Origin of the sequence: Sarcina sp. DSM 11001 (assembly GCF_900101015.1) — a bacterium.
Classification (GTDB): Bacteria; Bacillota; Clostridia; order Lachnospirales; family Lachnospiraceae; genus CAG-791.
Genome location: NZ_FNFZ01000017.1, coordinates 45,069 through 61,220 on the forward strand (window position 1 = coordinate 45,069; position 16,152 = coordinate 61,220).

15 protein-coding genes are annotated in these 16,152 nt (G+C 53.3%); 12 read left to right on the forward strand and 3 right to left on the reverse strand.

What is annotated here, in order from left to right; all coding sequences use genetic code 11:
* The first annotated feature begins 109 nt into the window (after positions 1-109).
* The 11 genes from BLT02_RS10210 (at position 110) to BLT02_RS10260 (ending at position 11,124) form a co-directional block, all read left to right on the forward strand.
* Positions 110-982, forward strand: coding sequence for an amino acid ABC transporter substrate-binding protein (locus BLT02_RS10210; RefSeq protein ID WP_092994720.1), 873 nt, complete (start codon positions 110-112; stop codon positions 980-982).
* Positions 983-1,161: 179 nt separating this feature from the next.
* Positions 1,162-1,812 carry an amino acid ABC transporter permease gene (locus BLT02_RS10215; RefSeq protein WP_175453775.1) on the forward strand — a complete coding sequence of 217 codons (651 nt, stop codon included), beginning with the start codon at positions 1,162-1,164 and terminating at the stop codon, positions 1,810-1,812.
* 15 nt (positions 1,813-1,827) lie between these two features.
* Positions 1,828-2,607, forward strand: a complete 780-nt coding sequence (locus BLT02_RS10220; RefSeq protein WP_092994726.1) for an amino acid ABC transporter ATP-binding protein — start codon at positions 1,828-1,830, stop codon at positions 2,605-2,607.
* Positions 2,608-2,790: 183 nt separating this feature from the next.
* Positions 2,791-3,567 (forward strand): hypothetical protein, encoded by a 777-nt coding sequence (locus tag BLT02_RS10225; RefSeq protein WP_092994729.1) that lies wholly within the window; start codon positions 2,791-2,793, stop codon positions 3,565-3,567.
* Positions 3,568-4,192: 625 nt separating this feature from the next.
* On the forward strand, positions 4,193-4,771 hold the full coding sequence (locus BLT02_RS10230; protein ID WP_092994844.1) for a glycerol-3-phosphate responsive antiterminator: 579 nt from the start codon (positions 4,193-4,195) through the stop codon (positions 4,769-4,771).
* 222 nt (positions 4,772-4,993) lie between these two features.
* Positions 4,994-6,493: a glycerol kinase GlpK gene (gene glpK, locus BLT02_RS10235; RefSeq protein WP_092994732.1), complete on the forward strand. Its 1,500-nt coding sequence runs from the start codon at positions 4,994-4,996 to the stop codon at positions 6,491-6,493.
* Positions 6,494-6,592: 99 nt separating this feature from the next.
* Complete coding sequence (locus BLT02_RS10240) at positions 6,593-7,303, forward strand: MIP/aquaporin family protein (protein WP_092994735.1); 711 nt, start codon at positions 6,593-6,595, stop codon at positions 7,301-7,303.
* A 302-nt stretch (positions 7,304-7,605) separates the two neighbouring features.
* Positions 7,606-9,063 (forward strand): NAD(P)/FAD-dependent oxidoreductase, encoded by a 1,458-nt coding sequence (locus BLT02_RS10245; RefSeq protein WP_092994738.1) that lies wholly within the window; start codon positions 7,606-7,608, stop codon positions 9,061-9,063.
* Positions 9,064-9,068: 5 nt separating this feature from the next.
* Positions 9,069-10,337, forward strand: coding sequence for an NAD(P)/FAD-dependent oxidoreductase (locus BLT02_RS10250; protein ID WP_092994847.1), 1,269 nt, complete (start codon positions 9,069-9,071; stop codon positions 10,335-10,337).
* 18 nt (positions 10,338-10,355) lie between these two features.
* Positions 10,356-10,721 carry a DUF1667 domain-containing protein gene (locus tag BLT02_RS10255; RefSeq protein WP_092994740.1) on the forward strand — a complete coding sequence of 122 codons (366 nt, stop codon included), beginning with the start codon at positions 10,356-10,358 and terminating at the stop codon, positions 10,719-10,721.
* Positions 10,722-10,842: 121 nt separating this feature from the next.
* Positions 10,843-11,124 carry a hypothetical protein gene (locus BLT02_RS10260; protein ID WP_092994743.1) on the forward strand — a complete coding sequence of 94 codons (282 nt, stop codon included), beginning with the start codon at positions 10,843-10,845 and terminating at the stop codon, positions 11,122-11,124.
* 167 nt (positions 11,125-11,291) lie between these two features.
* Here BLT02_RS10260 and BLT02_RS10265 read toward each other — a convergent pair whose 3' ends face one another.
* On the reverse strand, positions 11,292-12,176 hold the full coding sequence (locus tag BLT02_RS10265) for a diacylglycerol/lipid kinase family protein (RefSeq protein WP_092994746.1): 885 nt from the start codon (positions 12,174-12,176) through the stop codon (positions 11,292-11,294).
* 366 nt (positions 12,177-12,542) lie between these two features.
* Here BLT02_RS10265 and BLT02_RS10270 point away from each other — a divergent pair, with 366 nt between their 5' ends.
* Complete coding sequence (locus BLT02_RS10270; RefSeq protein ID WP_092994850.1) at positions 12,543-12,788, forward strand: AbrB/MazE/SpoVT family DNA-binding domain-containing protein; 246 nt, start codon at positions 12,543-12,545, stop codon at positions 12,786-12,788.
* A 454-nt stretch (positions 12,789-13,242) separates the two neighbouring features.
* On the opposite strand, the gene BLT02_RS17885 is transcribed toward BLT02_RS10270, so the two are convergent.
* Complete coding sequence (locus BLT02_RS17885) at positions 13,243-14,637, reverse strand: class I SAM-dependent rRNA methyltransferase (RefSeq protein WP_242869769.1); 1,395 nt, start codon at positions 14,635-14,637, stop codon at positions 13,243-13,245.
* Positions 14,638-14,818: 181 nt separating this feature from the next.
* Positions 14,819-16,105, reverse strand: coding sequence for a 4Fe-4S dicluster domain-containing protein (locus BLT02_RS10285; RefSeq protein ID WP_092994752.1), 1,287 nt, complete (start codon positions 16,103-16,105; stop codon positions 14,819-14,821).
* Between the last annotated feature and the right edge of the window lie 47 nt (positions 16,106-16,152).

Genomic DNA, 16,152 nt, shown 5'->3' on the forward strand with positions numbered 1-16,152 from the left:
GTTTTCAAGAGTTCAGTATAATAGCACTGCGCAGTGATAAACAGATAAAAGAGCAGTACGAAAAAATAAAAAAGTGTGAGACGGAAACACAGACAGGAGGAATCGTTTTATGAAAAAGACATTAGCTGTTTTACTTGCGGGAATACTCTGTGCCGGCATGCTCGCCGCCTGCGGAAGCTCCGCGTCAACATCGAGTGAGCCCAGTCCTGCAGAGGCCGGGACTGCGGCAGAAGCAGGAGCCGGAGAGGGCAGAACCTTTACTGTCGGCTTTGACGCGGAATATCCGCCCTACGGCTTCAAGGATGAGGGAAGCGGAGATTATACGGGATTTGACCTGGAGATGGCTGAGGAGCTCTGCAAGCGCAGAGGCTGGACGCTGGTCAAGCAGCCCATCGACTGGGATTCCAAGGATATGGAACTTGGCTCCGGCGCTATCGACTGCATCTGGAACGGCATGACTTTTACCGGCCGTGAAGAGGAATATACATGGAGCGATCCTTATGTGGACAATTCCATCGTGATTGCGGTCAATGCGGATTCTGACATTCAGACACCGGCGGACCTGGCGGGCAAGATCGTAGTCGCCCAGTCCGGTTCCTCCGCGCTCACAGCCCTGACTGATGACCCCGGCGACGGAAGCAACGACGAGAATCTTGCCCTCGCGGCTTCTTTCGGCAATCTGGAGGAGATCGCTGATTATAACTCCGCTTTTATGCAGATGAACGCAGGCGTCTATGATGCCATCGCCGTAGATATTGGTGTCGCTCAGTACCAGCTGGCCGCCAACGAAGGAAAATACAGGCTTCTCGAGCAGCCCATCTCCACAGAACAGTATGCGATCGCGTTTCTCAAAGGCAACACGGAACTGCGCGACCAGGTCCAGGAGACCTTCAATGAGATGGCAGCGGACGGTACAGTTTTGAAGATCGCGCAGAACTATACGGATTTTAACCTTCCTGATATGCTGATCGTCGGAAAGTAAGAAACTGTGACAGAATTAACTGCGCAGAATGAATCGGCAGATTATTTTCGTTACAGGTCTTAAGAGGGGATGGTCCCCTGGAAACCGGTCATTGGAACAGATGGCCGGAGACATACGTTGATCTGGAGGCAGCCCGGTCCGGGCGCCTCCTTTTTCACAATAGGGAGGCAATGGGCAATATGATGTTTTTGTCTATCGTGCGGCAGATTATCGGCGGTTTCGGCACTACACTGCTGCTTTTCTTTTTCACTCTGCTGTTTTCCATGCCGCTGGGGATCCTTTTTGCAGTGGCCAGAATGAGTAAATTCAAACCGCTGCAGATGTTCATGCAGGTCTTCATTTCGATTCTGCGGGGAACCCCGCTCATGCTGCAGCTGATCGTCGTCTTTTTCATGCCCTTTTATGTGTTCGGGCTGAAGCTGTCGACCGGATGGAGACTCTATGCGGCCCTGATCGGTTTTTCCATCAACTATGCGGCATATTTCGGCGAGATCTTCAGGGCGGGCATCCAGGCAGTCCCCACGGGACAGAGGGAAGCGGCCGAAGTGCTGGGATTCACCCGCATGCAGACTTTCTGGAGGATCGTTTTCCCGCAGATGGTCAAGCGGGTCGTTCCTCCCGTCACCAATGAGGTCATTACCCTGGTCAAGGATACCTCCATGGCTTTCGCCATTGCCTATGCGGAAATGTTTACCATGGCAAAGCAGGTCGCTGCACAGATGTCCAATATCCTGCCGCTTTTTGTCGCAGGCATCTTTTATTATGTTTTTAATATTGTGGTCGCAGGCATCATGGGCATGATTGAAAAGAAGCTGGACTATTTTGAATAAGCGAGGGAGGATAGAATGAGTCTGTTTGAAATCAATAATGTCGGAAAATCCTTTGGCGATCTGAAGGTCCTCCACGATATTTCCGTCAAGGTGGAAGAAGGGGAGGTCGTGGCGATCATAGGCCCGTCCGGAAGCGGAAAGTCGACCCTGCTGCGCTGCGCGACAATGCTGGAGACGATGGACAGCGGCTCGCTTATTTATCTGGGAGAGAAGGCGGCGCAGAACGATGCCCAGGGCAGGACAGTCTATGCTTCGCCGGCAGAACTCAGGAGGATCAAAGGTTATTTCGGCCTCGTCTTCCAGAACTTCAATCTCTTTCCGCATTTCTCCGTGCTCAGAAATCTGACGGAGGCACCGGTCCATGTGCAGAAGCGCGACAGAAAAGAGGTGGAAAAAGAGGCTTTGGAGCTCCTGGCCAAGATCGGTCTGAGCGGCAAGGAGAATTATTATCCGCAGCAGCTCTCCGGCGGCCAGCAGCAGCGTGTGGCGATCGCCAGAGCTCTGGCCATGAAGCCCAAAATGCTGTTTTTTGATGAGCCGACATCCGCGCTGGATCCGGAGCTGACAGGAGAGATCCTCAAGGTCATCCGCCAGTTGGCGGCGATCAAAATGACCATGGTCATCGTCACCCATGAGATGGGGTTCGCAAGAGATGTTGCGGACCGGGTCATCTTTATGGACGGCGGATATATCATCGAGGAAGGAGATCCTCATGACGTGATCAGCAATCCCCGGGAAGGGCGGACGAAGCAGTTCCTGGCCAGATTTTCGGATCAGGGGATGGACATTGACTGAGAACGTCGATACATCAGGTTTACGGGCAAAAAACGCAGTATTTCGTTTTACGAAACCCTGCTTCACAGCATTTCTTTTTACGAAATCTGAAAATGCAGTATTTCGCTTTACGAAACCTCGAATGCACCTTGGGACTGGTCACACTCGTAACAGTATGTCATCATGGAAAGAGGAGACGGACAGATGGAACTGAAAATCGTTATGGCGGATCCTGCCGGAAACAGGACAGCGATCGTTCGGACTCCCGTTCCACAGGAGCTGCGTGCAGAAACAGGGGCAAAGATTCTGGGGATCAGGGAGCTGAGGGCGGAACAGGCAGGGTTTGAAACTTCTCCTGTAGGAGCAGGCGCCGGCCGTCTTGAAATGATGGGAGGAGAGTTCTGCGGAAATGCCGCCAGGAGCTACGGATACCTTCTGGCCTCGGAGAGAGAGCCGGCCGGAGGGGAGATCCTGGTCGAGATCTCAGGGCATACGGGATTTCTGCATGTACAGTGTGATCTGGCCGGCGGGACGGCTTTTTCCGAAATGCCTATGCCGCTGTCTCTGGAATATACACAGGAAGGCCTTCCCATGGTCATCAGTGAGGGGATAGCCCATATCATCCTGCAGGACCGTGAGCCGGATCAGGAGGTGATCCGGTTCATGACAGAGCGCTTCGGCCGCAGATTTGACGCGATCGGTGTCATGTTTCTGAACGGAGACAGGCTGACTCCTGTTGTCTATGTCCCTTCGGCGGGCACTCTGGTCTATGAATCCTCCTGCGGGAGCGGTACTCTGGCGGCCGCCTGGTTCCTGGAGCAGGAACGCACCGGGGGAAGCACGCAGATAGAGAAGCAGTATATCTTCAAGGAACCCGGCGGGGATATCACTGTCCGGCTTCGCAGACAGGAGGACGGATCCCTGAGCGGAGTGATGGGAGGAGACGTGCGGCTGGAAAAGGAGATCACAATCTGCATCTGAAAGCAGACAGGAGCGCGAATACTGGACCGACAGGTGCCTGTTCAAGGCCGCAGGAGGAGATCGCGGTCTGCATCTGAAAGCAGACAGGAGCACGAATACTGGCCCGTCAGGTGCCTGCCCCTGTCCGCAAGTGCGGATATTCGGACAGCAATAAACAGATATTCGGACAGCAATTAACATAGGAACAAGTAGACAGACGGCCCGGCAGTCCTGTACCGGTCCGTCTGTTTTTTTGGTTATTCAGACAATTATGTGAAAATTCTGAATAGGCCGGTCTGTCTGTACATTTCTGTTTTTAACAAAATTTTTATGCATTTTCTGCCTGTAAACGACATTTTGACCAAAATGTTTACCATTTTTTTATAAAATAGATTGCATTTTTAACAAAGAAGTGTTATTCTGTAAACAAGTAAATGATCTTGCCTGGAGAAAAGAGAGTATGGCTGCTGGGGGATAATGCATCCCCTGCTTTGTGGCGTGTATTCTTTTTTTTGTGCCGGATTTTACTGACGGCGGGATCAACTGAGGGCTATAGCAGAACAGGAGGTACGGGGAACCGGCCGGTTTTTTGTTTCCCTTCGTTTATTCCCGTTCCGCGGGAGTGAGAACGGCGGACAGGAGATTTATGGAAAGAAAATTTGTAGACAAGATCGAAGCAGCGCCCATCATAGCGGCGGTCAAGGATGACAGAGACCTGGAGCTCTGTCTCAAAACAGAGGTGGATGTCGTATTCATTCTCTACGGCGATGTATGTTCGATCCAGGAAATCATCGACAAGATCAAGGACTCGGACAGGACTGCTATGGTGCACATGGATCTTATCGCAGGTCTTGCCCCCAGAGAGGAAGCGGTCGATTTTATCCGGAAAAAGACCAGGGCGGACGGGATCATAACGACCCGGGCCAACCTGGTGCGGCATGCCAGAGAGCTGGGGCTGGCGACAGTCCTGAGGTTCTTTATCCTCGACGCTATGGCTCTCTCCAATATTGAAAAGCAGGCGCAGCTCCCCTATTCCGCCCAGCCGGATGTCATCGAGGTCCTGCCCGGCATCATCGAACCGAAGGTGATCAAACGCATCTGCAAAATGAGCCGGGTCCCGGTCATTGCCGGCGGCCTCATCCGTGACAAGGAAGCTGTCATGAACATGCTCCGGAGCGGCGCTGTGGCGATCTCAACCAGCAGCCCGGAGGTCTGGCTTCTCTGACCCCCTGACCGGTCTCTTCTTTTTCATCACTTAATATCCTATACCGTGACCTTCCCGGCTGCGGATCAGATGCGCAGTCAGGAAACCGGTCTCATTGCGTAAATAACTGTATATATTACATTACAGTCTATATACAGAATGACATAACGGACGGAAAAACATGTGAACTATTCATTTTGGGGCGGGATCTCGATCCCGCTCCGGATAAAGGAGGGTATTTTTATGGCAAAGTACGTAATGGCACTTGATGCAGGTACGACCAGCAACCGCTGCATCCTCTTCAATGAAAAGGGCGAGATCTGCAGCATGGCGCAGAAGGAATTCACACAGTATTTCCCGCAGCCGGGCTGGGTCGAGCATGACGCAAACGAGATCTGGCAGACACAGCTTTCCGTCGCGCGCCAGGCAATGCAGAATGTCGGAGCCACCTATCAGGATATTGCTGCCATCGGCATCACAAACCAGAGAGAAACAGTTATCGTATGGGACCGTGCGACGGGCCAGCCTGTCTATCACGCAATTGTCTGGCAGTGCCGCAGAACAGCCGATATGAAGGCTGAACTCATGGAGAAATATCCGACCATCGCGGATGACGCTTATCACAAAACCGGCCTGGTCTTTGACCCTTATTTCTCCGGCACAAAGCTCCGCTGGATCCTGAACAACGTCGAAGGCCTTCGCGAGAAAGCTGAGGCCGGCGAGCTCGCGTTCGGTACTGTTGACTCCTGGCTTGTCTATAAGCTGACCAAGGGTAAAGTACATGTGACGGATTATTCCAACGCATCCAGGACCCTGCTTTTCAATATCAATACTCTCGAGTGGGACGACGAGCTCTGCAGACAGCTCGAGGTTCCCAAGAGCATGCTTCCCGAGGCGAAGCCTTCGAGCTGTGTTTACGGCGAAGCAGATCCCGAGTTCTTCGGCGGCCCGATTCCGATCGCGGGTATCGCGGGCGACCAGCAGGCAGCTCTGTTCGGACAGACCTGCTACACACCCGGTGAGGCCAAGAACACCTACGGAACAGGCTGCTTCCTGCTCATGAACATCGGTGAGAAGCCCATGTATCCCAACAACGGCCTGCTGACCACTATTGCCTGGGGTCTTGACGGCAAGGTCGAGTACGCTCTGGAAGGTTCTGTCTTCGTAGCAGGCGCTGCGATCCAGTGGCTGCGCGACGAGCTCAAGATCGTGGACCAGTCCCCGGATTCCGAGTACTTCGCGACCCGCGTGGATGACACCAACGGCTGCTATGTCGTTCCTGCCTTCACCGGCCTGGGTGCTCCCTATTGGGATCCCTATGCACGCGGTGCCATCACCGGCCTGACCCGCGGCGTCAACAAGTATCATCTCATCCGCGCCACTCTGGAGTCCCTGGCATTCCAGTCGAATGATGTCCTGGCAGCCATGGAAGAAGGCTCCGGCGTCAAGCTGAGCGCGCTGAAGGTCGACGGCGGCGCCTGCAAGAACAACTTCCTCATGCAGTTCCAGTCTGACCTGATCGACAAGAAGGTCGACCGCCCCGCATGCGTCGAGACCACCGCAATGGGCGCTTCCTATCTGGCAGGTCTGGCAGTCGGTTTCTGGACCAGCAAGGAAGACGTCATCAAAAACTGGGCGCTCGACAGGGAGTTCGAACCTGCCATGGATGCAGCCAAGAGGGCTGAGGAGCTCAAGGGCTGGAAGAAAGCCGTCAACTGCACGCTCGGCTGGGCCAAGGACTGATCATTATTTATGATTAATCGGTAACACTTATCAACACAGCGCCGGGCTCTCCGGCCCGGTGCGCCAAAAGATATTATTATATTTTAACAGGGGGTCACTATGAATATTCTGATTTGTGAACTTGTCGGTACAATGCTTCTGGTTCTGCTTGGCGACGGCGCCTGCATGAACATCAGTCTGAACAAATCCGGCCAGAAGGGCGGCGGCGCCTGCCTCTGCGGCCTTGCATGGGGCTTCGCGGTCATGGTTCCCGCGTTTATTTTCGGCAAGGCGACAGGTGCTCACTTCAATCCCGCTGTCACGATCGCGCTTTTAGTCAACGGATCGATCAGCGCGGGTTCTGTTCCTTTCTACATTATCGGCGAGATGCTCGGCGGCTTCCTGGGCGCCTGCATCCTGACCATCATGTATCATGACCATCTGGCTGCAACACCTGAGAACGATGTCAAGCGCGGCTGCTACTGCACAGCTCCTTCCATCCGCAACATGCCTCTGAACTTCTTCTCTGAGTTTGTGGATTCCTTCGTTCTGATGTTCGCCATCCTCGGCATCGGCCAGACCGTGGCAGGCGACTCCGGCCTCAACTTCGTCTTTGTATGGGCGATCATCACATCCATCGGTATGTCCTTCGGCGGCGTGACCGGTTATGCCATGAACGCGGCCAGAGATCTGAGCCCCCGTATTGCATTCGCCCTGTTCTGCCCCGGCGACAACAAGGATCCCGACTGGGGTTATTCCTGGATTCCTGTAGTCGCTCCGATCTGCGGTACAGTCGTGGCAGCGCTTGTCTATGGCGCTATGCCTTTCTGATCTGAGTGAAATAATATTTTGTGAAATATTATTGTAAATAGTATTGTAAATATTATTAGCAGAGGCTGTTCATATTTTCAGTTACTGAACATGTCTGACGGCTTACGTATTGGAAATGATACGTACTGGAACTAAATAGTCAGGAATTATAACAGAATGAACTGCGCAGTTTGCGCAGAATGAATGTGCAGATTATTTCGTTACAGTTCCGTAGTCATTGCGGAGAACAGAGTCAGGCAATCAGGGCGCTCCCGCGTCTGGTTCCTGACTCTTTTTTTAAAAATCAACTGGAGGACAATGCTATGTATGATGTAATTATCATCGGTGCAGGCGTCACGGGAAGCGCGGTCGCGCGCGAACTGTCCCGTTATAAACTGAACGTCTGTGTACTGGATAAGGAGGAGGATGTCTGCTGCGGCACGTCCAAGGCCAACAGCGCCATCGTCCATGCGGGCTTTGACGCGGAGACCGGGTCCCTCATGGCCCGCTTCAATGTGCGCGGCAATGAGATGATGGATCAGGTATCAAAAGACCTCGACATTCCTTTCAAGAGGAACGGGGCTCTGGTCGTCTGTATTCACGAATCCGAGAAGGACGGACTTAAAGACCTGTATGACAGAGGTGTTGCCAACGGAGTCAAAGGCCTGCAGATCCTGAGCCGCGAAGAGGCACTGGAGAAAGAGCCCAACCTCTCTGAGAACGTAGTGGCCGCCCTGTATGCCCCCACGAGCGGGATCGTTTGTCCCTTTATCCTCAATATCGCCATGGCAGAAAATGCCTGCGTGAACGGGGTCGACTTCTTCTTCAACACCGAGGTGGAGTCCCTCACACCCGGCACCTGCAAAAAGCACGGCAATCCGATCTGGACGATCCGGACCAACAACGGTGTGTACAAGGCAAGGTATGTCGTCAACGCGGCCGGTGTCTATGCGGACAAGTTCCACAACATGGTCAGTGAGAAAAAGATCCACATCACTCCCAGGCGGGGCGACTACTGCCTGTTGGATAAGACCGTCGGAAACCATGTCAGCCACACGATCTTCCCTCAGCCCACAAAGCTCGGCAAGGGCGTCCTGGTCTCCCCGACTGTCCACGGCAACCTCATCGTCGGCCCGACGGCAGTGGATATCGAGAACAAGGAAGGCAACAACACGACAGCGGCAGGCATCAATGACCTGATCGAGAAGGCCGGCGACCATGTCCGCAACCTCCCGATCCGCCAGGTCATCACCTCCTTTGCCGGCCTGCGCGCCCATGAGGACCACCATGAGTTCATCGTCGGAGAAGTCGAGGATGCCCCTCACTTCATCGACTGCGCCGGCATTGAATCTCCCGGCCTGACCTCCTGCCCTGCGATCGGCGAGTACGTCGGTGCCATGCTGAAGGAGAAGATGGGTCTCGAGGAGAAGGAAGACTGGATCGGCACCCGCAAGGGGATCCTCAATCCCTCCGACCTCTCCATCGAAGAGCGCAACGAGCTTATCAAAAAAGAGCCCGCCTACGGCCGTATCATCTGCCGCTGTGAGTCTGTCACGGAGGGCGAGATCATTGACGCCATCCACAGGCCCCTGGGCGCCCGTTCCCTCGACGGTGTCAAGCGCAGGACCCGCGCCGGCATGGGTAGATGCCAGGCAGGTTTCTGCTCGCCCCGCACGATGGAGATCATCAACAGAGAACTCGGGATCCCGATGGAGAAGATCACTAAACTCGGCGGAGATTCCAAAATGGTGCTTGAGAGGACGAAAGGAGGTGCGCAGTAATGGCTATGCTTTCCTATGATATCGTAATCGTCGGCGGTGGTCCCGCCGGCCTGGCTGCTGCAGTGGCCGCCAAGAAGGCAGGCACGGACAGTATCCTCATCATTGAGCGTGACAAGGAACTGGGCGGCATTCTGAACCAGTGCATCCACAACGGTTTCGGCCTTCATACCTTCAAGGAAGAGCTGACCGGTCCCGAGTACGCAAACCGCTTTATCGATCAGGCCCTTGACCTGAAGATTGAATACAAGCTGGACACCATGGTCATGGACATCTCCCATGAAAAGGTCGTCACAGCGATGAACCGCTCCGAGGGTATGTTCCAGATCCAGGCGGGCGCAGTCATCCTGGCCATGGGCTGCCGCGAGCGTCCCAGAGGCGCCCTGAACATCCCCGGCTACCGTCCGGCAGGCATCTACAGCGCCGGCACTGCCCAGCGTCTTGTCAACATGGAGGGTTATATGCCCGGCCGTGAAGTCGTCATCCTGGGTTCCGGCGATATCGGACTCATCATGGCCCGCCGCATGACCTTTGAAGGCGCGATCGTCAAGGTCGTGGCAGAGCTCATGCCCTTCTCCGGCGGCTTAAAGCGTAACATCGTCCAGTGTCTGGATGACTACGGAATCCCGCTCAAGCTCTCCCACACGATCGTGGACATCGAGGGCAAGGAGCGCGTCAGCGCCGTCACCATCGCGGAAGTCGGTCCCGACATGAAGCCCATCCCCGGTACAGAGGAGCGCTACACCTGCGATACCCTGCTGCTCTCCACAGGACTCATCCCTGAGAATGAGCTCTCCCGCGGCGCAGGCGTCGAAATGAACCCCGTCACCAGCGGTCCTGTCGTCAACGAGATCCTTGAGACCAACATCCCCGGCGTCTTTGCCTGCGGCAATGTTCTCCATGTCCATGACCTCGTGGACTATGTCTCCGAAGAGGCGACCCGTGCCGGCGAGAATGCGGCAAAGTATGTTCAGAACGGCTGCAAAGACGAAAAGGTTGGCACAGATATCAGGCTGGTCGCCACCGACGGCGCCCGCTACACCGTGCCCAGCACCGTCAACGTCGCCCGTATGGACGACAACCTCACAGTCCGTTTCCGTGTCGGCGCTGTCTTCAAAGACAGCTTTGTCAGCGTCTATTTCGATGACGAGCGCGTCCAGCACAGGAAAAAGAGGATCATGGCTCCCGGCGAGATGGAACAGATCGTCCTTCAGAAAAAGAAACTCCAGGAGTATCCTGACCTGAAGACCATCACCATCAAGATCGAGGCAGAGTAAGGAAGGGGGACAGATACAATGGAAAAAAGAAATCTGACATGTATCGGCTGCCCGATGGGCTGCCAGATTACCGTGGAATTTGAAGGAGAGGAAGTTTTCAGCGTGACCGGTAATTCCTGTGCGATCGGCGACAAGTACGCCCGCCAGGAAGTCACTCATCCCGAGCGCACTGTCACCTCCACCGTTATCGTGACAGGCGGCGGCAAGGAGCGCTGCAGCGTGAAGACCAAAGGCAACATCCCCAAGGAAAAGATCTTTGAGTGCATGGATGCCATCAACCACGTGAAGGTGGCCGCTCCGATCCGCATCGGCGATGTCGTGATCTCCAATGTGTGCGGCACCGGTGTGGACGTCGTCGCTACCTCAAATGTCGGCGCTGCCTGAAAAAGACTTTGACTGTGACGTTTCTGTGACAAATCCTGTGATACAATGTGCATGTACAAAACAAAGAGACAACCGTATTTATACGGAAAAAAAGGCATCACAGATAATGGAGGTTATAGAAATGTCAGAATTTGAAAAGAACGAAAACATCATCAATGACGAGGAACTCGATGAGGTCGCAGGCGGAAGAGGCAGCAGCCATCATTGGAAAACCGTAACATGCCATGTGCAGAGAGGTTATCTGGCTCTTCGTTCCGCTCCCGCTTACAAGAGAGAGAACGAGCTCGACCAGATCTACAACGGACATCAGTTCAAGATCAGGCCCGACAAGAGGAGCGGAGCATATGTCTGGTCCAAATACCACGGCATTGAAGGCTGGACAAACTCCAACTACAGCAGATAATCATCCAGTTTTAATTTTAAAATTTAATTGAAAACACAGGCGCCCGCTGCCGGGGGAGGCAGCAGGGCGCCTGTGTTTTTTGATTCTCAGATAGAATAGCCTGAGATATCCGTGACTTTTCTTGAGGGAATCGCATGAAAGTTTTCATCCTGCGGAAGTCCTGCTTTTCAGGTGGGAGAGAATTCCCTGACCCGCTCTAGGAACCTGTGATCGAAGTCGAGTCTGACGGCCCGGGGGATCAGTTCCAGTTCAAAATGATCAGCCTGCAGCGGCTCGCCGTCCACATTTACCCGGATGGGAACAGGAGAGGAGACTGTCGCTTTTTTTGTGCGGACCATCCTGAGCGCCGGATCCTTCAGATGTCCGGCATTTTTCATGGAAAGGATCAGGCGGGCCATTTTTATTTTTCCCACGCTGTCGATGAGATAGATTTCCATCCTTCCGTCATTCAGAAGGCTGCCGGGGGACACCTTATAACCGCTGCCGTAATACCGGCCGTTGGCGGCCACGATCGTTGTAAAATGCCGCGAAATCTTCTTTTTTCCCCATTCGACAGTGAGATACCGCTTTTTTCCATAGGTCAGGAAATGATAGAGGACACCGGCATTGAAACGCATGGAACGGGGAATGAACCGGTTATGGATGAAGCTCTCGTCATTGGCAATATCGGCATCGATCCCGAAACAGACAGTGTTGATACAATAGCGGTCGTTGACCCGGATGAGGTCGACTTCATGGACCCCGTCTTCCAGCGTCTCCAGGCAGGTGCGGCTGAAATCATTTCCCGTGCCGCAGGGGACAAAGGACAGGAGGTTATTTGTGCCTGCGATTTCGTTGAGGAGATGATGGATCGACCCGTCGCCGCCGACTGCGGTGAGGACAGCCCCGGCATCATGATATTTTCGAATGGCGAGGACAGCCTCTTCTGCGGATCCACTGACCTCTACGATATAGTCGCGATGGAATTCCTCTGACACGCTTTTTATTCTATTAATGACTGCGTCGGTTTCATCCCGGAGAGAAAACCTGTTGACAAAATAAATGTATTTCATTGCTGTTTCCACTATCCTTCCTCTACTACCTGGAAGATGTTGACTTTATGCGTACCCTTTCTCCGTATACTAATACAGCAGGTATGCATAAAAATCAATAGAAGCGTTTTTAAAACCAAATAATCCCATCAGCATACGTTGCTGGTCACAACCTGGCCAGGCTGTGACCAGTAACACCTAATGAGGTTTTGGAGGTTTTCAGAAAAAAAGACCTGCCCCTGAAACAATTGACACCGAACAGAGTCAAAGGTAATATGTATATACTGTATTACCATATATACTGTATTGCCTGTTACCTGCATGAAAAGACAAGAAACAGCGTGTGACTAATTATGACTAATTATGATCAGAAAGGGGGACTGCAGCATGACTGAACAGACAGTCGTCAGGGCCTGGGGCAATAGCCAGGGAATCCGTTTAAGTAAAAAAATACTGGAAAAAGCGAAAATCGGGCTGGATGATCTTTTACAGGTTGAAGTCTCTGAAAACACAATTATTCTTAAAAAGGCTTTTCGTCATAAAAGCTTCGAGGAACGTCTCGCTGATTACGATGGTAAAATCGATGTTCTTGATTTTGACTGGGGAGAGCCTCTCGGAAAGGAGCTTGTCTGATGAACATGTTTTCTCAGGGGGATCTGATCCGTATTCATGGATTTCAAAATCTGTTTTTGATCGTCAGTAAAAACGCTTACATTGCCGCAACGAACACATTCCATGTATGCCCTGTTTTAAAAAATATCCAGGAAGGGCCGCTGCATATCAAGATTACCGGAAAAAACGGAGAAGAGGGCACCGTCATATGTGAGCAGATTAAGTTCATAGACCCCGGAGTACGAAGGTGTTCAAAAAAAGACTATCTGACTTACAGCAGTATAATAAACATCTCTGACGCAATACAGGGTATTTTTGAATACGACTAAAGACTGCTTATGGCCGAAAACATAAAGCACTGTTTCAGAATTCCGGTTCTGAAGCAGTGCTTTATCAGCGCTTCCGGCGATGTAATGATTTTCGTCTTGCGGAGAATGGGGGTCGATTGGAGGGTAGAGGAAGGCGGCATGGCTGCTTATCCTTCCTCTACCACCTGGAAGATGTAGAATTTCAGATAATAGGATTCCTCCGAAGCCCACAGGATGGGGTGGTCGGGCGCCTGGGTGCCGAAATAGACCTGGCGGAGGCGCTTGTGGGCATCCCTGGCCGCCCGGGCAATGGTGTCCCGGAACAGGTCAGGATCCATAAAATGAGAGCAGGAGCAGGTGGCGAGGAAACCTCCATCCTTCACCAGTCTGAGTCCCCTCTGGTTGATCTCCCGGTATCCCCGGACGGCGGCCTTGATGGAATTACGCGATTTTGTGAAGGCTGGCGGGTCCAGGATAACCACGTCAAACTGCTCTTCCTTTCTGTGGAGCTCAGGGAGCAGTTCGAAAATATCGGCGCAGAGGTATCTCAGACGGGTTCCCTCGCTGCTGATCAGCCAACCGCTTTCCTCCGATGATTCTTTTTCAGAGGGATCAGATTCAGAGGAAACAGATTCAGAGGAAACAGATCCAGTGGAAACGGATCCTGATGGGACAGATTCCGGGGCAAAGCCGTTGAGCTTCGCGTTTTCCGCGGCCTGCTCAATGGCGAGTTCCGAAGCGTCGACGCTTGTCACCTCGGCAGCCCCCGCCAGCGCCGCGTTCAGTCCGAAGGAGCCGGTATGTGTAAAACAGTCCAGGACCCTGGCGCCGGGGCAGAGCCGTGCCACTGCGCGCCGGTTTTCTTTCTGGTCGAGAAAGAAGCCGGTCTTCTGCCCGTTTTCTACATCCACAATATAACGGACTCCGTTTTCCGTGATCTGCACCATGGTATCAAAGGAACCGCCGATGAATCCCTTGAAGCGGGGAAGCCCCTCTTTCTCTCGGACCTTTGCGTCGCTCCGCTCATAGATACCCCGGATCCGGATCCCGTCCTCTGCCAGAATATCTGTGAGCGCCTTAAGGATCAGGGGCTTTAACCGGTCAATTCCAAGCGCAAGGGATTCCACGACCAGGACATCCTCGTATTTGTCGACTGTCAGACCGGGCAGAAAGTCCGCCTCTCCAAAGATGACCCGGCAGGAAGAAGTGTCGATGACTTTTTTGCGATATTCCCAGGCGGCCCGCACCCTCTTTTTCAGGAAGGAGGGCGTGACCTCCGGTTCTTCTCTGCGGCTGAGCATCCGGATACAGATCCGGGACTTGCGGTTGACAAAACCCCATCCCAGAAAATACCCGTCAAAATCCCTTACGGCAAGAATATCGCCATCCTCGAAGTCTCCTTCGAAGCGGTCGATCTCATTGTCGTAGATCCAGAGACCGCCGGCCTTCAGGCTGCGCGCACCGCCCTTTTTTACATCGGCGGCTGCGCCGCTGCACAGGCTGTGATCCAGTAAAAAAGCTTCCTCAATTGCTTCCTCAGTTAATATATTATCTGTTTTCATTTCGCAGTCTTATGTCCCTTCTTCATTCTGTTTTTATTCTTCATCGCGTAATACCCGTGTGTTCAGATATGGGATACACGCGCAAAAAAGGAAACCCGCGCGCGGCGCAAGACTCGTGAGCGAGTCTTGAATCTGTTGATAATATACCGCATTGATTTTCCCTGTGACAAATCCTCGGGGATTACGCTTTTTTCTGCGCGGCCAGGAGGTGGTCCAGATACACGGATTTAAACTGTCTGCTGGCCATGGCCTGTTTCAGGGGCGGGAGCCTGAGTATGGTGCCGAATACAGCTGCCATAGCCCTGTGATTGGCGAAGGCCTGATTGTCAAAGACCAGGTTCTGCAGGGTGCCCTTTTCGATGGCCTGCAGGACAAAACGGTGGGTGCTGTTGACGGGGGTGATGACCTCTACGGGGCGGCGCTGCAGGGTGATGGCTTTCTTCGGGCAGTTTCGGGCGCAGACACCACAGCCCAGGCAGATGGATTCGTCAATCACCGGTTTTTTCTTATCCACGGAAGCCTCCCTTTCCTGCATGGAGATGGCCAGGATCGGGCAGACCTTTTCGCACTTTCCGCAGGAGACGCATTCGTCCGGGTTTATCTTTGGCAGGTAGTTGGTGGTCGCGATCGGCTGCATGGGGGCAAATCTCCGCACAGCCTCAAGGGCTTCGCAGCAGCATCCGCAGCAGTTGCACATGAAGGCGGGGCGCTCGCGCACGTTTTCCCCCATCTGGACGAGGTTATAGCCGTAGGACATCTCCAGGATCTCCAGGGCCTCCGATTTGTCGATCGGCCGTGTGTATCCGCCGTGTTCGGCCAGGGAGCGTGCCACGTTGCCGAAGGTCAGGCAGGTCTCCATGGGGGCATTGAGCTTGCAGGGAATGCCCAGATGATAGTTCTTGTGCCGGCAGAAGCAGGTCCCGACCCCGATGAAATCCGCGTCTTCTATGATGTGGGTGGCCCGCTCGTAGTCCAGGATGTGGTTGGTCTTTTCCGTCATGAGGACCGGTTCGTTGACGAAGACCCGGCCCAGTTTAGTATCCATCCCGAGGAAGAGCTCCTTGATAAAATCCTCTTCAACATTGATGTACTGGTAAAAAAGCTCGCTCAGGTATTTCTGGTCGATATCTCCCCGGGTGCGCATGAGAGAGAATTCAAAAAAGCCGATCATGGGGGGAGGCAGGACAAATTTGCGGATCCCCCGGTCATAGGAGTCGACCAGCAGACCTTTTTCGCAGAGATGATCCAGCAGCTTTTCCGCCTTTGCCTCCGTCGTGCCCCACAGCCGGGCTGCCTTTTTCAGGGTAAAAGGACGGATGGGGAGCTTTGCCACCCATTTTGCCTCTTTTTCGGTAAAAAGCACGCGCAGTATTTTTGTGAGTGTTTCCGAAGGAGCCGCGCCCTGGGTAAACCAGTTGATCCTGTCTTCCAGATTCCGGTAAGCGTCTCTTGATGTCAGATGTCCCATTTTTTCGTTATTTTCCCTCTGTGTTCATGATGAAAATCTGTGCTTGT